Below are 23,969 nucleotides of genomic sequence, written 5' to 3'. Positions count from 1 at the left end.
TTCTCCTCTTTCCTTTTAAAAGTGTAGTAAATGTCCTAATTTCTCAACTTTTGTATGAAGATAGTGTTCATTGTCTTTTAAGACAGGCATTTCAAGCGGGACACGCTCGACAACGTCTAAACCATATCCTTTTAACCCAGCAATTTTTCTTGGGTTATTTGTTAAAAGTTGCATCTTTTCAATTCCTAAATCACGAAGAATTTGAGCTCCTAATCCATATTCACGCAAGTCCGCTCCGAAACCTAGTTTTTCATTTGCTTCAACTGTGTCATATCCCTCTTCTTGAAGCTTGTACGCTTTTAGTTTATTTAAGAGTCCAATGCCACGTCCTTCTTGACGCATATAAAGAAGAACACCTTTTCCTGATTTCTCAATTTGAGAAAGAGCTGCATGAAGCTGTGGTCCACAATCGCAGCGATGTGAACCAAACACATCTCCTGTCAAACATTCAGAGTGAACACGGACAAGCGGGACATCTCCTTTATTTATATCTCCTTTTACAAGAGCGATATGTTCACGATCGTCCACAGAATTAGAATATCCAAATACCTTAAAGTGACCAAATGACGTTGGAAGTTCAATTTGCACTTCTCGTTTCACAAGTTTATCATGCTTACGACGGTATGCAATCAGTTCCTTGATTGTAATAAGCTTTACATCCAGTTTTTTTGCAAGCTCTATTAAGTCAGGGACACGCGCCATGGTGCCGTCTTCCTTCATTACTTCACAGATTACAGCTACTTCTTGAGATCCGCAAAGCTTTGCCAAATCAACAGCAGCTTCAGTATGACCTGCTCTGCGAAGAACGCCTCCCTCTTTAGCAATTAAAGGGAAAACATGACCAGGTCGACGAAAATCAGCTGGCTTAGCCTCTTTATCTAAGAGAGCTTGAATTGTTTCAGAGCGTTCAAAAGCACTAATACCTGTTGTTGTTGATTTATGATCAATGCTGACTGTAAATGCTGTTCCATGGGAATCTGTATTTTGAGAAACCATTGGTGAAAGCTCAAGCTCCTCAGCACGCTTTTCTGACAGCGGCGTACAAATAAGTCCACGCCCATGCACAGCCATTAGATTAACATTTTCAGGTGTAGCATGCTCTCCTAGAACAATAAAGTCTCCTTCATTTTCCCGGTCCTCGTCATCACATACAATAACGACTTTTCCTTTTTTTAAATCTTCTAATGCCTCTTCAATTTTGTTAAACATTTTGACACCTCTTTTTTAAAATCCATGATTTTTCAGAAACTCATAGCTTAGCTTATCCTCTGGTTTTGCTTCTTCTTTATGAACAAACTTATGAAGATATTTTCCAATCATATCGCACTCAATATTAACGGTGTCCCCTCGTTTTTTAGCTCCTAAAATCGTATAATCCGTTGTATGCGGAATAAGTGAAACAACTAGTTCATCCCGCTCAAGCCCAAAAATAGTTAAGCTTGTTCCATCGAGAGCAACAGAGCCTTTTAATAACAGGGAACGAGTTAAATTCTCTGAAAGATGAATACGGTAATAAATTGCATTGCCTTTTGGCGTTACTTCAATAATTTCTCCTGTACCATCAATATGGCCTGAAACAAAATGTCCTCCAAATCGCCCGTTCGCTGCCATTGCTCTTTCTAAATTTACTTTCACTCCTTGCTTGAAGTCCTTTAAGTTTGTTGCTTTAATCGTTTCTGGCATAACATCGACAGTAAATCGATCTTTTGTAAAGCTTGTGACAGTTAAACAAACTCCATTTACTGAAATGCTATCACCAAGATTTACATCTTTTAAAATTTCTTTTGCTCGAATTGAAAAAATAATGGCATCTGTCTTTTTTTCAACTCGTTCAATTTCTCCTATTTCTTCTATAATCCCTGTGAACATATTATTTCCCTTTCTTTCTAGAGACAATTTTAAGGTCTTCACCTAATACACTTGTTTCTATAATCTCAAGATGCTGCGTTTCAGCCATTGTAGAAAAACCAGCTCCACCAAATGCACTTGGAGCATCTTTCCCACCTATTAAAATAGGGGCAACGTAGGAAACTACTTCATCAAAAAGTCTGCTCTGTAAAAAAGCTCCATGAACAGTTGCTCCTCCTTCAACTAACAGGGACTGAACTCCTTTTGCTGCTAAAAGTTCTAAAATATGCTCTATATTTTGAGGCTGCTGGAGTGAAAAAATAGAAACATGCTCTTTAACAAAAGGAGCTTTCTTCTCTTCTCCAACATTTCCTGTAATAATCCACGTTTCAGCAGAATCATCTTGAAAAATCTTAGCCTCAGGTGAAATTTTAAGGGTGGTGTCTAGCACAATACGAATTGGGTGACGCGCATGGCCCATAATTCTTGTTGTCAACAATGGATTATCAGCTATCACTGTATTTGCTCCAACTAGAATTCCATCATGAGAATGCCGAAGACGATGACCATCAAGTCTTGCTTGTTCACCTGTGATCCACTTGCTTTCTCCAGTTTTTGTTGCAATTTTACCATCCAAACTCATGGCAGCCTTTAATGTCACAAAGGGACGCTTTTCTCTCATAAAATGAAGAAAAAAAGGATTAAGTGCTTTGGCCTCTTTTTCAAGAACGCCGACTTTCACTTCGATGCCTGCCTTTTTCATCATTTCCATCCCTCTTCCACCTACAAGCGGATTTGAATCAAGAGATGCAACAACAGCGCGCTTAATGCCTTTTTGGATAATAAGCTCTGCACATGGAGGTGTTTTCCCATAATGGCTACAAGGTTCAAGAGTGACATAAATTGTCGCACCATAAGCTTTGTCTCCTGCCATATTTAAAGCATGAACTTCAGCATGTGGTTCACCTGCTTTTAAATGTGCACCCATTCCAACGATTGCTCCATCTTTTACAACAACAGCTCCAACTGCTGGATTCGGTTTAGTTTGTCCTATTGTCGCACTTGCCATTTGTATAGCAAGTTTCATATATGCTTGATCGTTCACTTTTCCCCCTCCATTACGAACCCCTTTATACGTAAAAACCCCTTTAGGAATGCGTCCTAAAGGGGTAGAGATGCTGAATCAGTATATTGACAAAATGAAAATAAGCGAAAACAGACTATCATGTGTATGCTTAAAAAACGTTATGCACGTTTAAAAAAACACAAACTGATAGTGTCGCACCTGATCCTTCTCCCATCCAGACTTTAACTGTCGGCTCAAGATTCAAACTTGATCAACCGCATCTCAGTAAAGACATGCGGGTCGCGGGCTTAGAATACAATCATTATTCACCACCGCCGGTTAGGATTTTCACCTGACCCCGAAGGATAACTATGAAATTTGACTTTATTATAGCAGAGGTTCTCACAAAAGTCATAACTTTTTGCTTCTTTTCTTGTACTTTCTGATTCTTTCCCTTTTAAATCCGAACATTCTTCCTAAAATAAAGTTCAATATCCAAATTTATCCCTTCAGCTTTTTTAGAGTATATTTGCCCTTAAAAAAGAGAATTTTAAAAAAAGGGTTTAAAATGTTCAGAAATTATTGTATAATTTCAAAAATCAGATACACTTTCCAAGGAAAAGTAAAAGTTATTATTAGTATATTTAAAAATTATCCAAATTAATATGTATATAAATATTTCTTATCACGAGAAGTGGAGGGACTGGCCCTATGAAACTTCAGCAACCAGTTACGTTTGTAACAAGGTGCTAAATCCAGTAAGCATATTTGCTTAGAAGATAAGAAGACAACTATAAGTCTTCTTTTCATAAAGAAGGCTTTTTTTATTAGGAAAGTGATATTCACTAAAAGGGGGAGATGAAGATGGGTTTACTTGAGGATTTGCAGTCGAAAATTCTAATTGGGGATGGGGCAATGGGCACACTGCTTCATGCTCACGGAATTGATAACTGTTTTGAAGAATTAAACATTACAAAGCCAGAAGATATTTTTAACATTCACAAAGCATATCAAAAAGCAGGTGCTTCTGTTATTCAAACAAATACATATGGAGCAAATTTCCCGAAGCTTAAAAGATATGGAGCGGAAGAAAAAGTAAAGGACATCAACATTGAAGGAGTTCGTCTCGCAAAAAAAGCAGTTGGAGATTCTGGATACGTTCTAGGTACAATTGGCGGAATTCGATCGTTCCAAAAAAGTATTATTTCTCTTGAAGAAATTAAAAGAAGCTTTAGAGAACAGCTTTTTTGGCTTTTGTCTGAGGATGTTGACGGACTTCTTTTTGAAACATTTTATGACTTGGAAGAGCTGAAAACCGTTTTAGAAATCGCACGTCATGAGACAGATAAACCTATCGTGACAAACGTCTCTCTCCATGAAAAAGGAGTTCTTCAAGACGGCACCCCTATTGTGAAAGCTTTAAAAATATTAGAAGAACTCGGAGCAGATGTTGTAGGTACAAACTGTCGTCAAGGTCCTTATCATATGCTTGAAATTTTAGAGGAAGTTCCTCTTTTAGATAAAAGTTTTCTATCAGCATATCCAAATGCTAGTTTACCTCAATATGTTGATGGTCGCCTTATTTATGAAACAGATCCAGACTATTTCTACAAAACAGCTCTTGCGTTTAAAGACCAAGGAGTTCGATTACTTGGCGGATGCTGCGGAACAACACCTTCCCATATTGAAGCAATGGCAAAAGCGCTCAAAAATGCTGTACCGATTACAGAAAAAACCGTAAAGGAAGCTCCACCAATTGAGGTTCTTAGTCAAGAGATTCAGGCACAACCCCATCTTCATGAAATTGTACAAGAAAAGCACTCTATTATTGTTGAACTTGATCCACCTAAAAAGCTTGGAGTTGATAAATTTCTAAAGGGAGCTCATGCTCTTCAAGCAGCTGGGATTGATGCATTAACACTTGCGGATAACTCTCTAGCAAGTCCACGTATTAGTAACCTAGCGATGGCTTCACTTTTAAAAGATCAGCTAAAAACGCGCCCACTTATTCATTTAACGTGTCGAGATCATAACTTGATTGGTCTTCAGTCACACTTAATGGGCATGCATACGCTAGGATTCAATCAGGTTCTTGCTCTAACAGGCGATCCATCAAAGATTGGAGATTTCCCTGGTGCTACATCTGTATATGATCTCTCTTCTTTTGATTTGATTCGCCTTATTAAACAGTTCAATGAGGGAGTTTCATTTTCAGGTAAACCTCTTGGCCAAAAAACAAACTTTTCAATTGCAGGAGCTTTCAACCCTAATGTCCGCCACCTTGACAGAGCCGTGCAACGCCTTGAGAAAAAAGTTGATTGTGGAGCAGATTACTTTATCTCTCAGCCTATTTATTCAATTGAGCAGCTTGAAGATGTCTATGAAGCAACTAAAAGTTTAAAAGCTCCTATCTATATCGGTATTATGCCGCTTACAGGTGCTAAAAATGCTCGTTTCTTACATCATGAAGTTCCTGGCATTAAACTGTCAGAAAATATTCTAACCCGTATGGAGAAAATTGAACACGATAAAGAACAAAGTGCTAAAGAAGGAATTCTACTTGCAAAAGAGCTCATTGATAGAGCATATGAGCTTTTCAACGGCTTGTATTTAATCACTCCGTTTATGCGCTATGAGATGACAGTTGAGCTCGCTAACTATATTAAAGCAAAAGAACTTGTTTCAATAGAAAGGAAGATTTAAATGGCTTTCACAAACATCACAGAACAATTACAGAAACGCATTCTAATTGTTGATGGCGCGATGGGAACAATGATTCAAAATGCCAACTTAACAGCAGATGATTTTGGTGGCGAAGAATATGAAGGTTGTAATGAGTATTTATCTAAAACAAAACCAGAACTCATTCAATCTATTCATGAGCAATATTTAGAAGCTGGAGCAGATATTATTGAAACAAATACGTTTGGGGGAACAGCCCTTGTTCTAGATGAATATGATCTTGGCTCGCTTGCTTTTGAGCTTAATGTTGCTTCAGCAAAACTTGCACGCGCTGCTTGTGATAAATATTCATCCCCTGACTGGCCCCGCTATGTGGCAGGTGCAATGGGGCCTACAACAAAAACTCTTTCTGTAACAGGTGGAACAACGTTTGATGCTCTTGTTGAAGATTATTTTGAACAAGCGAAAGGCCTTCTAACAGGTGGCGTTGACCTACTTTTACTTGAAACATGTCAAGATATGCTGAATGTAAAAGCAGGGTTCCTCGGCATTCAGAAAGCTTTTGAACATTTTAATAAAGAAGTGCCGCTTATGGTATCAGGTACGATTGAACCAATGGGCACAACGCTTGCTGGGCAGGATATTGAATCTTTCTACCTTTCTCTTGAGCATATGAAACCTATTTCTGTTGGATTAAACTGTGCAACAGGTCCTGAGTTTATGACAGATCATATTCGCTCTCTATCAGGGCTTGCTACAACCGCAGTAAGCTGTTATCCAAATGCAGGACTTCCTGATGAAGAAGGACAATATCATGAATCTCCTGAACTTTTAGCTAAAAAAATTGGCGGTTTTGCTGAAAAAGGTTGGTTAAACCTTGTTGGAGGATGCTGTGGAACAACTCCTGCTCATATTAAAGCTCTTCGGGAAACTGTTGAACAGATTCCTCCTCGTTCTCTCCCTGAAAAAGATCACGCTCATGCTGTGTCAGGAATTGAATCTTTTGTGTACGAAGACACGATGAGACCTCTTTTTGTTGGGGAACGAACAAACGTAATTGGCTCTCGCAAATTCAAACGCCTTATTGCTGAAGGAAAATTTGAAGAAGCTTCTGAAGTTGCTCGTGCTCAAGTTAAAAATGGCGCTCATGTCATTGACATTTGCTTGGCAGATCCTGACCGTGATGAAATGGAAGACATGGAGACTTTTATTCAGGAAGTTGTGAAGAAAGTAAAAGTCCCTCTTGTGATTGACTCAACAGATGAAGCAGTCATTGAACGTGCGCTAAAGTATTCTCAAGGTAAAGCAATTATTAACTCCATCAATTTAGAGGATGGGGAAGAACGCTTTGAAGCAATCACTCCCCTTCTTCATAAATATGGAGGAGCAATTGTTGTCGGGACAATTGATGAAGTTGGAATGGGCGTAACAGCACAGCGCAAGCTTGAAATTGCTAAGCGATCTTACGAGTTACTCACAACAAAGTATGGCATTAAACCTGATGATATTATTTTTGATCCACTCGTCTTCCCTGTTGGAACAGGGGATGAACAATATATTGGATCAGCAGAAGCAACAGTAGAAGGAATTCGTCTCATTAAGCAGCATTTTCCACGCTGTCTTACAATGCTTGGTGTTAGTAACGTTTCGTTTGGTTTGCCTCCTGTTGGACGTGAAATTCTAAATGCTGTCTTTCTCTATCACTGCACACAGGCAGGACTTGACTATGCAATTGTAAATACAGAAAAACTAGAGCGCTTCGCCTCTATTCCAGAAGAAGAGATCAAGCTAGCAGATAATCTTCTTTTCAAAACCAATGATGAAACCCTTCAAACGTTTACTGAATTTTATCGCGGCAAGAAAAAAGAGAAAAAAGTTGATGCTAGTACATTAACACTTGAAGAGCGCCTTGCAAGTTACGTTATTGAAGGAACAAAAGAAGGACTAATTCCAGATCTTGATCAAGCTTTACAAAAGTTTGATGATCCGCTCGATATTATTAACGGACCACTTATGGACGGCATGAGCGAAGTTGGACGTCTTTTCAATTTAAATCAGCTTATTGTAGCAGAAGTTCTGCAAAGTGCAGAAGTTATGAAAGCTTCTGTTGCTCATCTTGAGCCATATATGGAAAAGAAAGAAGATGATACAGGAAAAGGAAAAGTCATCTTAGCTACTGTAAAAGGTGATGTGCACGATATTGGAAAAAATTTAGTGGATATTATTTTAAGCAATAATGGTTTTCGCGTAGTAGACCTCGGTATTAAAGTCACTCCGCAAGATTTAATTAAGGCAATCAACGATGAAAAGCCAGATATCGTTGGATTATCAGGACTTCTTGTGAAATCGGCTCAACAAATGGTGATCACAGCTCAAGACTTGACCCAAGCTAAAATTTCGGTTCCGATTTTAGTTGGAGGAGCTGCCCTTTCTCGTCGATTTACGGATCAAAAGATTTCTGCGGAATATAACGGGCTTGTGTTATATGCAAAAGATGCAATGGAAGGATTGTCTCTTGCAAATTCACTGCGCGATGAAGAAAAAATGGGTGAAATGATTGAAGAGCGTAGACAAAAAGAGAGTGCTGTTGCCCTTTTAGAAAAACCTGCTACAGCTGTTAAGACAGAAATCGTTGTTCCAAAACGCTCAAATATCTCAACAGATGCTCCTGTTTATATACCAAATGATTTAAAAAAGCATGTTATCAAAAACTATAGCCTTGCAATGGTCGAGCCTTATATTAACTTGCAAATGCTCCTTGGTCATCACCTTGGAGTAAAGGGGAAAATTTCTCGTCTTCTTGCTGAAAAAGATGAAAAAGTAGTTGGAATGAAAGAAATGATCGATGATTTAATGACTCTTTCTAAACAAGAAAACCTTATTAAACCATCTGCCACATATCAATTCTTTCCTGCTCAATCTGATGGAGATGATGTTGTTATTTATGATTCTGATGAAAAAACAGAGATTGAGCGTTTTACGTTTCCTCGTCAGCAAAAAGAACCGTTCCTTTGTTTAGCAGATTACTTAAAACCAAAAGAATCTGGCATTATGGATTATGTATGTATGTTTGCTGTAACGGCGGGGAAAGGTGTAAGAGAGCTTTCAAAAACGTTTAAAGATAACGGAGATTTCTTAAAAAGCCACGCGCTTCAAGCTCTTGCTCTTGAAACAGCTGAGGGCCTTGCAGAACGTATGCACCAACAAATTCGTGATCAATGGGGTTTTCCAGATTCTCCTGACTTTACAATGCAGGAACGTTTCACAGCTAAATACCAAGGTCAACGCTTTTCATTTGGCTATCCTGCATGTCCAAATCTAGAAGATCAAGAAAAGCTTTTTAAATTGCTACAACCAGAAGAGATTGGAATTCAATTAACAGACGGATTTATGATGGAGCCTGAAGCATCTGTAACAGCGCTCGTTTTCTCTCATCCACAAGCACGCTACTTTAACGTACTATAATAAAAAGAGCTAAGCATAACTGCTTAGCTCTTTTTATGTGCATCCTAAAAAAAACATTGCTACAATATAGACAACAAAACCTATTGGTTGGAAAAGGAGAGACACAATAGATTGATTAAGCTACTTGTAAGTGATTTAGATGGAACACTATTAAGCGCCGAGAAAAAAGTAACGCCTGCTGATTTAAAGGCAATTAAGGACTTAAAAGAAAGCGGAGTTGATATTTGCCTTGCGTCTGGTCGAATGGATAATGAAATGGCTAAGGTGGCTCTTATGCTTCAAGGTGATTTTCATCAAATAAGTCAAAATGGAGCATATGTTATAACACGCGAGCGTGAAACACTTTATGAAAAAGTATTTTCCGAAGAAATTGCGAGAAACGTTTATAATACAGTTAAAAATCCTGAAACAATTACGCTTGTTTGCTCAAATCATACAAATTTTGTTGAACAAGATCATGAAGCGCTAGCGGAGATTCAAAAATTTCTCTTCTTCCCTATTGAGAAAGAACCGAACATGAGCCGTGAGTTTGGTCAATCACTTTTTCCTTCTAAAATTTCTGTCATTAGCTTTCCTGACGAGATTTTTGCTATTGAAAAAGCCATCATTGAGCAGTTTTCCAATGAAGTGGATTGCTACGTCTCAGCTCCAGGATGTTTAGATATTATGCCTAAGAATATTAGCAAAGGACATTCACTACGCATTCTTCTCTCCCACTTAAATTTAAAAGAAGAAGAAATTGCCTGTGTTGGTGACTCTTTTAATGATATTCCCATGTTTAACATCACTCCGCATAGTTTTGCGATGAAAGGTGGAGAACCTGAGGTTCAAAAACTCACTACTCATGTCGTTTCTTCTGTAAAAGATGTTGCTCAATACATCTTAGACTACAATGCAAAAACAAGCGTAAAATAAGCAAAAAAGACGTGTTTTGAACACGTCTTTTTTACTGTACTTTTACATCCCTTTGCTTTACCATCATTGTATTATAAGCCATTCGTGTTTTCGAAACAGTTGCTTTTAAAGATGTTGGCGGATCTGCATCTTCCCTTAACTGCGTGTTCGTCAAATCAACCACAACTCTTGCAAGAAGCTCTACTACTTCCTGCAAATCTTGCTGACGATAAGCAGTTTGATCTTGTAAACGGCAGTGTAAAATCTCGTATGCAAGCTCTCGTATACGAATTAATTTTACTCTTTCTTCCACAGTGCTTCACTCCTTCCAACTTTGAACTGCTCTTCTATTGTTCATATTCCACAGTATTGATTGATATCCTTTTACTATTTTATATTATTCCTATTTTTCTTAAAACATACCAATTAATACCTATAGGAAGAAAAGCCCCAATGAAATAACTGCTCCACTTACAAGAAGAATAAATACGCAAAATCCCATAATATCTCTTGCCTTCAAACCAGCGATAGCTAAGGCAGGAAGAGCCCAAAATGGTTGAATCATATTTGTCCACGCATCTCCCCAAGCAACAGACATCGCTGTCTTCGGAAGTGAGACACCCAAGTTTTCTGCTGCTTCTAGCATAATTGGAGCTTGTATAGCCCATTGCCCTCCACCTGATGGAATAAATAAATTCACAAGTCCGGCGCTCCAGAATGTGAAAACAAAAAAAGTAGATTCAGTTGAAATCGACACAAATGCTTCTGAAACAGCTGTCGCTAACCCAGAGGACTGCATAACTCCCATTAATCCTGCATAAAAAGGAAATTGAACAATAATTCCGCCTGTTCCTTTCACAGCCTCTGTAACCGCATTCAAAAACTTTTTTGGTGTCCCATGAAAAAGGATACCAAGAAAGAGAAAGAGAAAATTCACAATATCTAAATTAAGTTCAAGGCCATTTTCACCTACATATATTCCTAAAAAAACAAGTCCTGTCCCACCTATTATTAAAGAGATGAATCGACTATTTTCAAGCTTAGTTGCTGGTGTCTGTTCTTCGATTGAAGCTGCTTCAAAAGAAGCTCGTTCTTCTAAAAGTTTTGGATCAATTGTGATAGTGTCTTTTCGAGAAGGCATTAAGAAGCGATTTGTAGCAGGAATGATTATAAATAATGCAATGACGATAACTAAATTATACGTAGAAAAAATGGTATCACTTGTTGAAACGATTCCTATTAATTCTTCTGAAAAGTGACCTGGGGTTGAAATTGTTAAAGGGATGGATCCAGATAACCCTCCATGCCAAATTACAAATCCACTATAGGCACTTGCAATAAGAAGGCGATAATCAACATTTTCTATCTTTTTAGCAACTTCCTTGGCAAACAGAGCGCCAATAACAAGCCCAAATCCCCAGTTAATAAAACTTGCAAGCATTGATATAAACGTAACTAAAATGATAGCTTTACCAGGACTCTTTGGAATACTTGCAAGGGCTCCTAACCAAACTTTAAAAAGGTGACTGCTTGCTAGTACATGTCCTGTTAATAAAACAAGAACCATTTGCATTGTAAACGACAAAAGTCCCCAAAACCCTTCACCCCAGTAATTAAAAAGTTGCGTAGCTGTTGTTGGAGTGAAAATAATAGCACATCCAAAGACAAGAAAAGTAAGTAGAAAAACAAAAATTAAAGGATCTGGTAAGTATCTTTGCATAAGCCTGTTTGATAAAGAAACAAGTACCCTCATTTTTCTCCCTCCCTATAAACAATATTTTCATTTTCTGCCCCGAGATAAAGAAAACTTGTTGTACAAAGCAAAACGGCTCCAAAAGAAAGTAAACTGAAAGGAATGGCATATTCAATAATTTGAAGATTAAAAGTCAAAAAAGTAGACCATACTGCGCCACAAGCTAACATTATACTATAGATAAAAATTAGATACTTTTTCACTTCCAAGCCCCTCCCCTTTCTAAATTCCGATCTTTTCGAAACTTACGATATGTATCTTTTTTCCACATACATTTATAAATACCTTTTATAAATGTATTAAAAATAAAAAGCAGCTTTTAAAAGCTGCTCTCATCTTAGTAATATGGATAATACGGATAAGGATATGGCGGGTAATAGTAGGGACGACCTATAAGTGCACTTCCTAAAACTCCCCCAAGTACTCCTCCAATAAAAGGACCTCCAAATCCATAGCCAAATCCATAACTGAAAGGACGGCCAAATGGTCGGCGGCCATATGGACGACGAACATCATGTGGTGAAATGTGATGATACATCATTATTTCCTCCCTTAAAAAACTGATTACACTTCAACATATGACAAATGTACATAGTTGCGTAGGCATTTACCCTAAGGGAAGAGACTTTTCTTTAGAAGTTATTAAGCAAAAGCAGAGAGCATACGCTTTTATTTTAAGAATTTTCTGGTAAAATAAAACTATAATGGGTTTAAGGAAATGGTTTTAAATGGTTTTAAATGGTTTTAAATGCTTTTCAATATGCGCAGAGATATAAAATGACAGCGCTACCAAAAATATAGGGGGCATAACAATGGTAGAAAATAAAGTTGTTTATATTACAGGAGCTGCACAGGGAATTGGCTTTCAGATGGCTGAACATTTCGCAAAAAACGGAAGTAAAGTAGCATTAACAGATATTAACGAAGATGGAGTCAAAAATGCAGCTGCTTCCTTACAAGAAAAAGGATTAGAAGCAATCGGATTAAAGTGTGATGTTACAAAAGAAACAGACATTCAAAACACAATAAATGAAACAGTTAGACATTTTGGATCCCTTGACGTGCTTATTAATAATGCAGGTATGCAATATGTTTCTCCTCTTGAAGACTTTCCAACAGAGCGGTTTGAACTTCTTATTAAAATTATGCTAACGGCCCCATTTATAGCTATTAAACATGCATTGCCTATTATGAAAACACAAAAAAACGGCCGTATCATTAATATGGCTTCTATTAATGGCGTTATCGGATTTTCTGGGAAATCTGCTTACAATAGTGCAAAACATGGAGTTATTGGTCTTACAAAAGTAGCTGCACTTGAAGGAGCTGAACATGGGGTAACGGTAAATGCTCTCTGCCCTGGATATGTTGATACTCCACTTGTGCGTAATCAGCTTAAAGATCTCGCCTCAACGCGTAATGTTGCACTTGAACAAGTACTTGAACAAGTTATTTACCCACTCGTTCCACAGAAACGATTGCTCTCTGTAGAAGAAATTGCAGACTATGCTCTCTTTTTAGCAAGTGAAAAAGCAAAAGGAGTAACAGGGCAAGCTGTTCTTCTTGATGGTGGATATACGGCTCAATAAATAAAAAACACAGTGAGACGTCTCACTGTGTTTTTTATTTATTTCTACTTCTTACTTGACTTGATAAGTAATCAATAATTTCCTCTTGAAGAGCGCCTTTATCGTGAATTTTTTTCGTTCCTGTAAAAATGCCATCTCCTCCGTTGGCAAGAAATGAGGTTGTGGAAATAAGATAGCTTTCTTTTTCTTGAAGGGGAATACCTCCAACTTTCACATTTCTCACTCGTTTTCCTTTTGGATACTCAGGCTTAAAAGCGAAGGATAATCCTGACGCATGAAGAAAACCGCCATGCTCTTTAGGATAGCGTGACACGCCGTTCTCAAGGGCCTTCTTTATATCAGCCCCTTCTGCTTGAAACGTGACCATTCTATCTTCAAATGGGATAACGTTATAAATATCTCCTCGCGTCAGCACACCTTGAGGCCACCCATCTCTAATCGCTCCCCCATTAATGAAACCGATATCTGCACCTGTACGCTGCTTTAAAATATCAGCTAAATAATAACCAAGTGGCGTTCCTTTTGTACGCAGCGTTTTTCGTTCTCCTTTAAAAGCTGAAGAAGAGTATCCCACTTTCTTATTAAAATGCTTTTCTACTTTCTTGTTGTACCTTGATATAAGGATATTTATACTTTCATCTTTTTCAACCCAATGTTTCTTTTTTAAAAGTTCCCCATGTATAGACGAAAGGGTTTTTCCATTAAAAGTTAGCTCAACTTTTCCTAACGCTTTTCCATGTTCACATGCTTGCGCAATTGCAGCATACTGTCTTTTTTCAAGGTCTTCAAGACAAGTATGACTATGTCCTCCAATAATAAGATCAATACCTTTTACATAATCCCCTATCTCTCGATCCTTTGTAATACCACTATGAGAAAGGAGGACAACGGCATCTGCCTTTTTACTCACATCATTCACTATATGTTGTACCGTTTTTCTCTCATCTTTAAAAGCTAATCCTTTTGTATTACTAAAACTTGTAGCTGTCTTTGTTTCAGTTGATGTCACTCCAATAAAAGCAATCTTTTTGTTTTTTACAGACTTAATCATATACGGTTTAAAAATAGGTTCTCCTTTTTTTGTAATGTTAGCATTTAAGATAGGGAAGTTCATCATGTTTTCTAACTTGCGCAGATGCATGCCATAATTAAAATCATGATTTCCAGGCGTCATTGCATCATATTTTAGCTTGTTCATGATCATAACAGCAGATTCACCTTTAAATAAAGAAACAAAGTTCGTCCCATGCAAAACGTCTCCTGTATCAACTAATATAAGAGATGGATAAGAAGCACGCATTGTTTTAATTAGATAAGCTATCTTCGCATAACCGAGCTCACCATTTACTCCTTCTATCACATGTCCGTGCATATCATTCGTATGTAAAATAACAATGCTGTCTTTTTCAGTGCCATAAGTGTCTTTCCATCCTAGAAAAGATGTAAATAAAATTAGTGAAAAAAGACATTTTTTTAGCATAACTTCTTTCTCCCCCTCATAATGTTTGAGTACTATCTTGTTGTAAGAATGTGAGAATATTTTAAAATATCAAAAACCATTATTGACATTGAATAAGGTAAGCTTTATCATCATTTAAAATGTTCTATTCTATATGGTGCTATTCTTATCAACGAAGAGGAAATATTTTTTTGGCTTTGAGAAGGAGGATTATATATGCAAAAAAATCTGGAAGTTCGCAGTGGCCCTAATTACTATGAGTGTCAAAAGGATGTGCTGTCTTCACTTGAGGAAAGGCTTAGTACATTAAATTATAAAAAAGCCTTGTGGATTCATGGCAAGAAAAGCCTTGAGGCTGCACAGCCCTTCTTGCCTCAATTTCATTACATTCAATCACTTTTTGTATCTTATGAAGAGAAATGCAGCATAAAAGAACGAGATCGCCTCGCTAGTAAAGCAGCAAAGTTTGGAGCAGACGTTATTATTTCACTTGGAGGTGGCAACGTATTGGATCTTGGAAAGGCTGTTGCGAATGTGGTTGATTGTGAAGTAATTCTCATACCAACGCTTGCTTCTACATGTTCGGCTTGGACGCCAAAAAGTCTTATGTACAAGGACGGGCAGTTTCATAGCGCTCTTTCTCATCCAAAACAAACGCTTATGGTTTTGATTGAACCAAGAATTATTCTTCACTCTCCTGTAGCCTATTTACGCTCTGGTATTAGCAATACGCTTGCAAAGTGGTATGAATTAGACGCTCTAATGGCTAAAGAAGAAAACAAAACGTATGCAATGGAGCTCGCTCATCAAATTGCTCATAATAGTCATACATTACTTCTTGCACACGGTAAGCAGGCACTTATTGATTTAGCCACTGTAAAACTCAGTCCATCTCTTCTTAAAACAATTGAAATTATTATAATGGGCGGAGGAATAGCTTCAAGTTTTAATTCTCAACACGAAACAGCGACGCTTTTTCAAAATAGTATTTCCCTCAATGCTTCTTCGCCCCTGTTACTTGGTGAAAAAGCGGCCTATGGGATTTTCATTCAGCTGGCTCTTGAAGAAAATTGGGATGAAATAGATCGCATTCTTCCTTTTTATCGTCAAATTAAATTTCCGTATGGAGAAAATATAGAAATGATAGAAAAGCTCGCTTCTTGCATTGCTCAGGACAAAAGAGTGCATGTTCTTTTTCCATCGCTTACTCAACAGGAAGCAGCAGACAGTATTCAAGCCCTACTTCATCATATTCAGCAAAACGAGCGTGTACCTGTTTTATAATTGAATGAAATTCGGTTACACTAATAAGTAAGTTGATGAAATGGGAGATGAAAGGTTTGGCCAAAGAAAATATTGAAGAGTATTTAGATCGTGGAATGTACGGAGTAAAAGAAACAAAACCTGAAGAACGACGCTATTATTTAACAGCACTAAGAGAAAGAATTGAAGTTGCTTTGAAAAAAGGACAGGTTATGAGAACATCTCCTTACGAACAAGTAGTAGCAAACATTAAAAATGTGCGAAATGGACATCTTTATTTAAATGGAGAAATTAGCTATCCTCATCTGTCTAAATATATTAAAATAGCTAATCAAGAGAATGTACCTTTTACAATTGTCCAAAATCATCATAGTGAAACAGATATTGGTCTTGTTTTGACAGGTAGCAACGGAAGTGAAGATAAAGATATTTTTATCCAAAATTAAAAAGCAGGCTTTTGCCTGCTTTTTAATCTCTAGAGTACTTATTATTATTTCATAAATACATGATCACCAATACGCGCTACAACAGGACGAGATTTTAACCAATCACTTGTTGCAATATCCGGGTTGTAGAAAAACAGCGTTTCTTTTTGAGCACGATTTGTAATAGCTTCGTTTACGGCTTTCTTTGATTCTTCTGAAGCTGGATTGTTAATTGAACCGTTTTGAACAGGTGTGAAGGCATAGCTTCCCCCTGGAATCTTTTGATTAATAACCTCTGTAATTGTATCCGGAAACTCGCTTGAAGCCACTCGGTTTAATACAACGTTTGCTACTGCTACTTTGCCTTCATAAGGCTCCCCTTTTGCTTCAGCCTCAACAACACGTTCTAAAAGGTCACGCTCTTCTGGTGAAACAGCTTGAGCTTGTCCTTGATTTTCTGGTGATGCACTTGTTTGTTCAGCTGTATTTGGCTGTGTAGCTACATTTGTTTCTGCTGCTTTAACTTCTTTTGTTTGAGCAGGCTGTGCCGTTTCTTTATTTGGAATTGTAAGCATTGCTTGCGCATAAATCAAGTTTCCTGTTAGGTTGTTTGCTTGTTGCAACTCTTCAATGGAAACTCCATAGTTCTTTGCAATACTAGATAATGTATCGCCTTTTTTAATTTTATATAAGTCATCATCATTTGTTGGAATAAATAGTGACTCACCAATATAAATAATGTCATTTCGACGATCATTCGCTTTTTTAATATCATCAATTGAAATATGATAATCTTCTCCAAGCTTCCAAAGGGTATCCCCTTTTTGAACTTGATGGTTTGTTGCAGCAGAAGCTGTTCCTTTTCCAACGAATAAGAATGCGATTGCTGCTGATACAACAGCCCACTTTTTCATATTTTTTTTCTTCATGATGCCCCTCCTGTAGAAAACTATGTTCCTAAATCTATCACAGCTTTTTCTACAATGCATTGAAAAAATAGATTAAGTTTATTGCATAATCTTTAAAAACTATTACAAAAGAAACCGAGAAAGCTTTAAACACAATAAAAAGTCCCAGTTTCATTTGTAATAAAACTGGGACTTTATACAATATATTTTTTTAATCTTGAAGACAAATGTCTACAACATCATAGAAATCAATGACAATTTTAGAGCCGTTTATATCCATAAATGTAAATATATCTTCTTCTTTTGAAAGATGAATAACATATCCATCAAGCGATTGTTCTCTGTTATCATAAACTGTCTTAATAGCTACTTTTTTATGATGAATAAAAGCATCTTGCAAGATTTCATGCAGACGTTTAAGACCTTTATCTTCAGGACGCTTCGTTATTAGCATGCCATACGTAATGTGACCTTTTTCGTTTCTCCATACGTAGTCTGCAAAATAAAATGGAGTTTTATTTTTCATACTCTTCCCTCCGTTCATATCTCAAGAAGTCTAGCATAAGAAAAGGCACTGAAAAGTTTTTCAGTGCTAACTGCGTGGAGCTTCTAAATAGTGATAAATAATTTTACCACCTTGCTTTGCAATTCCTCTAAAATGTTTAAAGTCTTCCCTTTGAACAAGAAGAGGTTGAAATAAGAGAAAATGTTCTTTTTCAACTACAAGTTCATCTATCTCTCCCTTTTTCAATGCGTCAAGCTGCTCATTTGCTTCTTCTCTATCCACTAAAAACACCTCTTTTATACTTATAGCTCATCTTTCTTATTCATACGCTCTAAAATACGGCGCTTCTGATATAGCATTATACCAGCTTCTGCAACGTCCTGCATCATTGACTTATTAATAAATGCTCCAAAAAAAACACCTGCAATAGGGACAAGTTGAAAAAGTTTCTTCCATCCAAAGTTATCTCTATACGTGTAGACTACCTCACGCCATCCTTGCAGCTGTGAAGCCATTGCAGCATATTCATATTCTCCGTTACGGTAAAGAGCTAAATCCTCTAGAATAGCTTTTTTTCCAACAACATCAGCAGAAGAAAATTGCAGGCATTTTACGATAAAAGCCCGCTCTTTTTTATCATTTGGATCATATCCATAGCAAACTGCTATATCTTGAAGCGTTTTAAGTGACAGCCCAAGCAAGGCAGGAATATCAACAGCAAGGGTAAATACTCCCCCAAAACCTGTGGTTGCTCCTTGAACTGTTGCCATATTCCCTCTGTTTTTTTGAATGCTTTCACTTACAGCATTCATTACAGCTACAGGAACTTTGTCTATGTCTTCTATTGTTTCTGGATTAATTCCATTATTTTGCTCACGCAAACGTTTTAGTACGCCCTTTTCACTTGTTAAATACTTTCCTCCACTTTGAACAAAGCTTCCTAGCTCATCTAGCAAAGAACCAATTTTCTTTTGAATAAAAGCAGGCGTTAATTTATCTATAATTTTAAAAGGAATACGGCTGAAACGTTCCCAAAACCATAAGCCCTTTTGATCTTTTTCCCATTCTTCAATTTCTTTTAACATCTCTTGAAGTGTTTCTCTATTTTCCATCCGCTCTCTCCTTACTTTCAAAAACTTCAGCTTTCATCATAATACGTTTAAAACAGAGATAAAGTTTCAACTTAAATAGGGCTTCTTTCCCTTTTTTATCTTAACCAAAACTATACCCCAAATTACTTACAATGTCAGTTCAAATGTGCTATTTTTATAGAAATGTCTTTACTGATTTTGTTTTTTAAGGCAAAATATTTAAAAAAGTAATTTTCAAAAAAATGAAACTTTTTTTAATCAGTAATCGTTAATGTTATTAAAACGCTTTTGTAAAGGGGAGAGAGCATGAAGATTGCGGAGATTGGAAACGTTATTCAGTTTAAGGATGGATTGAAAGGAATTGTAGAAAAAGTAAACGAAAACTCTGTTATCGTTGATCTTACGTACATGAGCAACTTTCGAGAATTAGATTTAGAACATAAAACCGTTGTGAACCATAAAAACTATCAAATTATTGAAGAAACCCTATAGATTAAAAAAACGCAGTAGAGTCTCTACCGCGTTTTTTTACTGTGTTTATCTATAACCTGTTTCTTTTGCTCTTTTGTTAAAATGCCGATTTTATAAAATAAATAAGCGTATTTCTGAACTTTGTTCACCGTATTTCGCTCCTTTTTACTCTATTATATGGCAGAGGTAAAAAAAGTTTCCTTAACGCAATAATAAACCAAGCCCTTTTCAAAAAGCAAGAAAAAAAGCTAGAGCTTTTGCTCTAGCTTACATATGTTGTACAGATTGTTGGTTCACTACTTCATTACAATGGCCATTAAAAATTTCATCACTTTCGTGAACATGAACCCCATTTTGTTCAACTAATGCTGCTGCAACCATTGCTTTTGCAACATTTTCACATTTAATTGGTTTATATTTACGATATTTTCCTACAAAAGCAAAAGAGAACAGTCTCATTAAACTAAAGATTGTTTTCTCATATAATCCTATCCGTTCTCTTTTTCCGATCAGAACTGATGGACGGAAAAAATGGGTAGATCGAATATAAAGCTGACAAATGTCTTCCTCTGCCTGCCCTTTTACTTTAATGTAGAAAAAAGGTGAGCGCAGATTAGCACCTATTGAGGTTACTGCTAAAAAGCTTCGAGCCTTTTGACTTTCTGCACATTTTGCTGCAGCAAGAGGGTACTCATAATCCGCTTTTAAAAACTGTGCTTTTGTCCCTGATTGTTTCATTGTTGATCCAATACAGCAAAAAACATGGTCAACTTCAAATTCCTTCTCATACTCTTTTAAGTCATCAAAACTCGTGCGGATTTGACGAAGTTTTTCATGTTGAATAGGTAATGTTTTTTGTACAAATACCGTTACTTTTTCATACAGCTTGTTGTCTAATAAAAGGTGCAAAAGCTCTTTTCCAATAAGACCCTCAGCGCCAAGCAACACTGCTGAACGTTGTTCCACTGCTCTCACCTTCTTATACCATTTTTCCCTAGAGAATACTTAAGTGACACTTATGAAAAGTGTCACTTATACGTTAACGGTTATCAATTTTCTCTGGATAAAGATCATGATTCATTAGACGATGTTCGGCAATACGTTCGTATTTTGTCCCTGGTTTTCCATAGTTTACATACGGGTCAATTGAAATACCACCACGTGGTGTAAATTTCCCCCATACTTCAATGTAACGTGGATCCATAAGCTCGATTAAATCGTTCATAATGATATTCATGCAGTCTTCATGAAAATCTCCATGATTTCTGAAACTAAATAAATACAGTTTTAATGATTTACTTTCAACCATCTTTTGATCTGGAATATAGCTAATATAAATTGTAGCAAAATCTGGTTGATTTGTTTTAGGACAAAGACTTGTAAACTCAGGACAGTTAAACTTTACAAAATAATCGCGATTTGGATGTTTATTATCAAACGATTCCAGCACTTCTGGAGAATAGTGAAAAGTATATTCTGTTCCCTGATTTCCTAGTAATGTTACACCTTCAAGTTCTTCATTTTTACGACCAGTCAATTGTCGTTCCCCACTTTCTACGCTAGTCATTCTAACAGCGTTTTTCATTTTTGTGAATAGTTCTGTGCATATTTTTTATTAAAAATTTTTTTCCTTTTATACACCGCGCTTGTTTCCCCACACAAGAGTATGAAGTTGAGGCAAAACACGGGCATGATTCATTTTTTTAGATCCCACGGCTTTATCAATAAGCCACTCATACTTTACGAGAAGATTGTTCAGTAAGTCCTCATCATTTGCTGTTGTCACATCATCGTTTCCAACCTGCAAATAAAAAGAAACGTCGGGATAGCGACTGTGAATAGCTTCCGCAAATTCAAAGTCTTCATCATTAAAAACAACCACTTTCAAACTTACATGGTTAAGACGTTCTCCTTGTTTAAGTCGCTCCATCACTTCATCAAGAACTTCCAAGTTTGGTTTCATCTTAGAACTTGGAGGTTTTGGAGAGATTGTTAGATCATTGATTTTCAAAAACCAGTCTTGATAGCGACTTCCTTGTGTTTCAAGACCTGTTTCAATTCCTTTTTGTGAAAGAAGGTCAATAAGTTCATCTAAATGTTTTAAGAGCGCTGGATTCCCTCCAGAGATTGTTACATGATTAAAGTGCTCTCCACCTATGTCAAACAACTTCTGTAAAATTTCTGAAGCCTCCATCATTTTAATATCTTCTTTTGCAGAACCGTCCCATGTAAAAGAGGAATCGCACCAAGCGCAGGAGTAATCACAACCTGCTGTACGCACAAACATAGTCTTACGCCCAACGACCATTCCTTCCCCTTGAATGGTTGGACCGAATATTTCTAAGACGGGAATTTTATGACTCACTTTTCTTCCCTCTTTTCGGACGATACACAACATAACTTGTTGGCGTTTCTCGCAAGAAGACTTGCAAACAAACTGGTTTGTTTTCTAATGTATCTAAATGCTTTTGAATGCGCTCATAAATTGTACGTGCAACAACCTCTGTTGTCGGAAAGAAGTTAGGATCACGGTCATCAAATGCTTCATGATCATTTAACAACGTATGATCAAACTCTTTTGCCACAAGTTTTTTCAAACTTTGAAAATTTACTAAAAATCCTGTTTCATCAAGCTCGTCACCTGCGATAGTCACGTTAGCAAAGTACGTGTGACCGTGCATGTTTTGACATGCTCCTGCACTTTCATGAGGAACAAAGTGAGCTGATGCAAAATGCATATCTTTGTTTAGTTCATAGCTAAAATCATGAGCGACGCTCGGATAAATTTGCTGTAGCATTTTTCTCCTCCTCTTTCTCAGCCAAGTATTGATCAAGCCCATTTTTTCTTAGTTTACATGCTGGGCATTCTCCACAGCCATCAGCTTTGATGCCGTTATAACATGTAAGCGTGTTATAGCGAATATAATCGAGAGCACCAAGCTCATCAGCTAATTTCCACGTATCTTTTTTATCAATCCACATTAGTGGCGTATGAATTACAAAGTTATGATCCATTGATAAGTTAAGCGTAACATTTAATGATTTAACAAAAATATCTCGGCAATCTGGGTATCCCGAGAAGTCTGTTTCACAAACCCCTGTTACAAGATGGCGCGCACCCTTCCCTTTTGCCATAATCGAAGCAAATGATAAGAAGAGCAAGTTTCGGCCGTCCACAAACGTTGTTGGAAGCTCTCCTTCCTTCTCCTCTATTTCAATATCAGATCGCGTAAGAGCATTTGGAGCAAGCTGATTTAATAAAGACATATCAAGCACTGTATTTTCTACACCAAGATCTTTTGCAATTTCTTCCGCAACTTCTATTTCTTTATTGTGTCTTTGTCCATAATGAAACGTCACCGTCTCAACTTCTTCAAAGTTTTCAAGTGCCCAAAATAGACACGTTGTGCTATCTTGTCCACCACTAAATACAACAACTGCTTTCTCATTTTTCAACACGAACAACTCCTTAACAAACTTAATTTATGCACAAAAAAAGCGAACTTTTAAAAAGTTCGCTTCACTTATCATTGTAAAAAAATACCTAAATATAACTAGAGCAACCGAAAAAAGACCATAGCTTTCCCCTGTTCAAAAAGCGGAGCTATCGTGTTGCTTAGTTTTTTATCGAGGGAGTTTGCGAACCTCTCCCATGCAAGGGCATGGATTTTCAATATATTTTTCTATCCTACTATAGCATATCTTTTTTACTGAGGACAGGTTTTTATTTATATCTCATCAAAAAAGCTAACAAATGTGTTAGCTTTTTTACAATACTATTATTTTTCCTTTTTGTTTGGATAAGGACTTGTTTCTGAAGCAAGCTCTTCGAATGTTTTCACTTTCCCATGTGGCTGTTGAGTTTGCTTTCGGACATTCCATTGACGCTCTTGTTCATGCTTTGACTTTGTCAAACTTCTCATTCCTTTCTCTATCCATTCCTTTATTAGACTACACTTTTCCTCGTATTTTATCCGCTTCCTTTTTATATAATAAGGAAGATTTCCTGCAAAAAAAGGTTTGAAGGAAACTCATAGTGTAAAATAGTAAAGAAAAGGATTTTTATCCATACATGCAATTTACTTACGGCAGAGAAGGTGAAATTATGGGCATCGGCAAAAGAATGTTAACACGCTATATGTCAAAAGCTATTCCATTTGTTAAAAATAAAAAGCGTAGCGCGTCTCTTTTAACAGGAGTTATTCACAAAGTAAAAAAACGTTCTTTCAAACAAAGCAAAGAAGAGCTTACATGGCTTATCAATATGTTTAGGGACTGGATTAAAGGAGACTATCCTAATATCCCTAAACGCACATTACTCACTGTAGCAGGCACTCTTCTTTATGTTCTGTCTCCTATTGACCTTGTTCCAGATTTTTTATTTCTGATTGGTGTCTTAGATGATTTTGCTGTCATCAGTTTTGCAATGAAACAAATTGAAAAAGATATTAACCAGTACAAAGCCTGGTTTCAAAGTCAAAAGCGACCTCTTGAGCTACCGGAAGATACTATTTCTTCTACAAAATAAAAATAAGCTACTGTAAAAGTAG

General features: G+C 36.9%; 26 protein-coding genes and 3 riboswitches. Of the genes, 8 read left to right on the top strand and 18 right to left on the bottom strand.

The genetic code is table 11. The features are described from left to right. Positions 1-15: 15 nt before the first annotated feature. The 3 genes from B9N79_RS14120 to ribD are packed head-to-tail and all read right to left on the bottom strand — an operon-like array spanning position 16 to position 2,953. The gene (locus tag B9N79_RS14120) at positions 16-1,209 is read right to left on the bottom strand and encodes a bifunctional 3,4-dihydroxy-2-butanone-4-phosphate synthase/GTP cyclohydrolase II (protein ID WP_019392948.1); all 1,194 of its coding nucleotides are present in this window, start codon (positions 1,207-1,209) and stop codon (positions 16-18) included. Positions 1,210-1,224: 15 nt separating this feature from the next. Next, positions 1,225-1,869 carry a riboflavin synthase gene (gene ribE, locus B9N79_RS14115; RefSeq protein WP_026009602.1) on the bottom strand — a complete coding sequence of 215 codons (645 nt, stop codon included), beginning with the start codon at positions 1,867-1,869 and terminating at the stop codon, positions 1,225-1,227. 1 nt (position 1,870) lies between these two features. Then, positions 1,871-2,953, bottom strand: coding sequence for a bifunctional diaminohydroxyphosphoribosylaminopyrimidine deaminase/5-amino-6-(5-phosphoribosylamino)uracil reductase RibD (gene ribD, locus B9N79_RS14110; RefSeq protein ID WP_046216760.1), 1,083 nt, complete (start codon positions 2,951-2,953; stop codon positions 1,871-1,873). A gap of 180 nt (positions 2,954-3,133) precedes the next feature. Further along, positions 3,134-3,284: riboswitch (FMN riboswitch) on the bottom strand. A gap of 309 nt (positions 3,285-3,593) precedes the next feature. Beyond that, positions 3,594-3,700, top strand: a riboswitch (SAM riboswitch). A 78-nt stretch (positions 3,701-3,778) separates the two neighbouring features. Between ribD and B9N79_RS14105 the strand changes: the two genes are divergently transcribed. From B9N79_RS14105 to B9N79_RS14095, 3 genes are all read left to right on the top strand, one after another. After that, positions 3,779-5,617, top strand: a complete 1,839-nt coding sequence (locus B9N79_RS14105; RefSeq protein ID WP_019392945.1) for a bifunctional homocysteine S-methyltransferase/methylenetetrahydrofolate reductase — start codon at positions 3,779-3,781, stop codon at positions 5,615-5,617. Beyond that, positions 5,618-9,061: a methionine synthase gene (gene metH, locus B9N79_RS14100; RefSeq protein ID WP_046216759.1), complete on the top strand. Its 3,444-nt coding sequence runs from the start codon at positions 5,618-5,620 to the stop codon at positions 9,059-9,061. Between the two features lie 111 nt (positions 9,062-9,172). Continuing rightward, positions 9,173-9,976, top strand: coding sequence for a Cof-type HAD-IIB family hydrolase (locus tag B9N79_RS14095; protein WP_019392943.1), 804 nt, complete (start codon positions 9,173-9,175; stop codon positions 9,974-9,976). A 31-nt stretch (positions 9,977-10,007) separates the two neighbouring features. On the opposite strand, the gene B9N79_RS14090 is transcribed toward B9N79_RS14095, so the two are convergent. The 4 genes from B9N79_RS14090 to B9N79_RS14075 form a co-directional block, all read right to left on the bottom strand. Next, positions 10,008-10,268, bottom strand: a complete 261-nt coding sequence (locus B9N79_RS14090; RefSeq protein WP_019392942.1) for a hypothetical protein — start codon at positions 10,266-10,268, stop codon at positions 10,008-10,010. A 120-nt stretch (positions 10,269-10,388) separates the two neighbouring features. After that, positions 10,389-11,708 (bottom strand): short-chain fatty acid transporter, encoded by a 1,320-nt coding sequence (locus tag B9N79_RS14085; RefSeq protein WP_040058285.1) that lies wholly within the window; start codon positions 11,706-11,708, stop codon positions 10,389-10,391. Then, a complete protein-coding gene (locus B9N79_RS14080) occupies positions 11,705-11,911 on the bottom strand; it encodes a hypothetical protein (protein ID WP_019392940.1) in 207 nt (68 codons plus the stop codon). The genes B9N79_RS14085 and B9N79_RS14080 overlap by 4 nt, the downstream gene beginning before the upstream one ends. Before the next feature lie 134 nt (positions 11,912-12,045). Continuing rightward, positions 12,046-12,252 (bottom strand): hypothetical protein, encoded by a 207-nt coding sequence (locus tag B9N79_RS14075; RefSeq protein WP_420874882.1) that lies wholly within the window; start codon positions 12,250-12,252, stop codon positions 12,046-12,048. Positions 12,253-12,520: 268 nt separating this feature from the next. Here B9N79_RS14075 and B9N79_RS14070 point away from each other — a divergent pair, with 268 nt between their 5' ends. Further along, positions 12,521-13,297 (top strand): 3-hydroxybutyrate dehydrogenase, encoded by a 777-nt coding sequence (locus B9N79_RS14070; protein ID WP_019392938.1) that lies wholly within the window; start codon positions 12,521-12,523, stop codon positions 13,295-13,297. A 34-nt stretch (positions 13,298-13,331) separates the two neighbouring features. On the opposite strand, the gene B9N79_RS14065 is transcribed toward B9N79_RS14070, so the two are convergent. After that, positions 13,332-14,777 carry a bifunctional metallophosphatase/5'-nucleotidase gene (locus B9N79_RS14065; protein ID WP_048896715.1) on the bottom strand — a complete coding sequence of 482 codons (1,446 nt, stop codon included), beginning with the start codon at positions 14,775-14,777 and terminating at the stop codon, positions 13,332-13,334. 195 nt (positions 14,778-14,972) lie between these two features. On the opposite strand from B9N79_RS14065, the gene B9N79_RS14060 reads away from it, so the two are divergent. Beyond that, positions 14,973-16,040 (top strand): iron-containing alcohol dehydrogenase family protein, encoded by a 1,068-nt coding sequence (locus B9N79_RS14060; RefSeq protein ID WP_048896714.1) that lies wholly within the window; start codon positions 14,973-14,975, stop codon positions 16,038-16,040. Positions 16,041-16,096: 56 nt separating this feature from the next. Next, positions 16,097-16,465 (top strand): YueI family protein, encoded by a 369-nt coding sequence (locus tag B9N79_RS14055; RefSeq protein WP_019392935.1) that lies wholly within the window; start codon positions 16,097-16,099, stop codon positions 16,463-16,465. Between the two features lie 44 nt (positions 16,466-16,509). Here B9N79_RS14055 and B9N79_RS14050 read toward each other — a convergent pair whose 3' ends face one another. The 4 genes from B9N79_RS14050 to B9N79_RS14035 form a co-directional block, all read right to left on the bottom strand. After that, complete coding sequence (locus B9N79_RS14050) at positions 16,510-17,373, bottom strand: cell wall hydrolase (protein ID WP_019392934.1); 864 nt, start codon at positions 17,371-17,373, stop codon at positions 16,510-16,512. 190 nt (positions 17,374-17,563) lie between these two features. After that, positions 17,564-17,878, bottom strand: a complete 315-nt coding sequence (locus B9N79_RS14045) for a hypothetical protein (protein ID WP_019392933.1) — start codon at positions 17,876-17,878, stop codon at positions 17,564-17,566. Between the two features lie 66 nt (positions 17,879-17,944). Further along, entirely contained in the window at positions 17,945-18,139 is a 195-nt protein-coding gene (locus tag B9N79_RS14040; protein ID WP_040058288.1) for a hypothetical protein, read from the bottom strand. Between the two features lie 20 nt (positions 18,140-18,159). After that, the gene (locus tag B9N79_RS14035; protein WP_040058289.1) at positions 18,160-18,969 is read right to left on the bottom strand and encodes an EcsC family protein; all 810 of its coding nucleotides are present in this window, start codon (positions 18,967-18,969) and stop codon (positions 18,160-18,162) included. A 285-nt stretch (positions 18,970-19,254) separates the two neighbouring features. On the opposite strand from B9N79_RS14035, the gene B9N79_RS14030 reads away from it, so the two are divergent. Continuing rightward, positions 19,255-19,440: a YkvS family protein gene (locus B9N79_RS14030; RefSeq protein WP_019392930.1), complete on the top strand. Its 186-nt coding sequence runs from the start codon at positions 19,255-19,257 to the stop codon at positions 19,438-19,440. Positions 19,441-19,686: 246 nt separating this feature from the next. Here B9N79_RS14030 and B9N79_RS14025 read toward each other — a convergent pair whose 3' ends face one another. The 6 genes from B9N79_RS14025 to B9N79_RS26595 form a co-directional block, all read right to left on the bottom strand. Then, the gene (locus B9N79_RS14025) at positions 19,687-20,385 is read right to left on the bottom strand and encodes an NAD-dependent epimerase/dehydratase family protein (RefSeq protein ID WP_019392928.1); all 699 of its coding nucleotides are present in this window, start codon (positions 20,383-20,385) and stop codon (positions 19,687-19,689) included. Positions 20,386-20,458: 73 nt separating this feature from the next. Continuing rightward, the gene (gene queF / locus B9N79_RS14020) at positions 20,459-20,956 is read right to left on the bottom strand and encodes a preQ(1) synthase (protein ID WP_019392927.1); all 498 of its coding nucleotides are present in this window, start codon (positions 20,954-20,956) and stop codon (positions 20,459-20,461) included. Between the two features lie 96 nt (positions 20,957-21,052). Continuing rightward, entirely contained in the window at positions 21,053-21,784 is a 732-nt protein-coding gene (gene queE, locus B9N79_RS14015; protein ID WP_019392926.1) for a 7-carboxy-7-deazaguanine synthase QueE, read from the bottom strand. Beyond that, positions 21,774-22,217 carry a 6-carboxytetrahydropterin synthase QueD gene (gene queD / locus B9N79_RS14010; RefSeq protein WP_019392925.1) on the bottom strand — a complete coding sequence of 148 codons (444 nt, stop codon included), beginning with the start codon at positions 22,215-22,217 and terminating at the stop codon, positions 21,774-21,776. The genes queE and queD overlap by 11 nt, the downstream gene beginning before the upstream one ends. Continuing rightward, positions 22,183-22,875 carry a 7-cyano-7-deazaguanine synthase QueC gene (gene queC / locus B9N79_RS14005; protein WP_046216757.1) on the bottom strand — a complete coding sequence of 231 codons (693 nt, stop codon included), beginning with the start codon at positions 22,873-22,875 and terminating at the stop codon, positions 22,183-22,185. The genes queD and queC overlap by 35 nt, the downstream gene beginning before the upstream one ends. 154 nt (positions 22,876-23,029) lie before the next feature. Further along, positions 23,030-23,073: riboswitch (PreQ1 riboswitch) on the bottom strand. 125 nt (positions 23,074-23,198) lie between these two features. Further along, entirely contained in the window at positions 23,199-23,333 is a 135-nt protein-coding gene (locus tag B9N79_RS26595) for a DUF6254 family protein (protein ID WP_239695483.1), read from the bottom strand. 191 nt (positions 23,334-23,524) lie between these two features. On the opposite strand from B9N79_RS26595, the gene B9N79_RS14000 reads away from it, so the two are divergent. Then, positions 23,525-23,947 carry a YkvA family protein gene (locus B9N79_RS14000; RefSeq protein ID WP_019392922.1) on the top strand — a complete coding sequence of 141 codons (423 nt, stop codon included), beginning with the start codon at positions 23,525-23,527 and terminating at the stop codon, positions 23,945-23,947. Positions 23,948-23,969 lie beyond the last annotated feature (22 nt).

Origin of the sequence: Priestia filamentosa, from assembly GCF_900177535.1 — a bacterium.
Lineage (GTDB): Bacteria > Bacillota > Bacilli > Bacillales > Bacillaceae_H > Bacillus_I > Bacillus_I filamentosa.
This window is presented reverse-complemented; position numbering and strand designations above follow the sequence as displayed.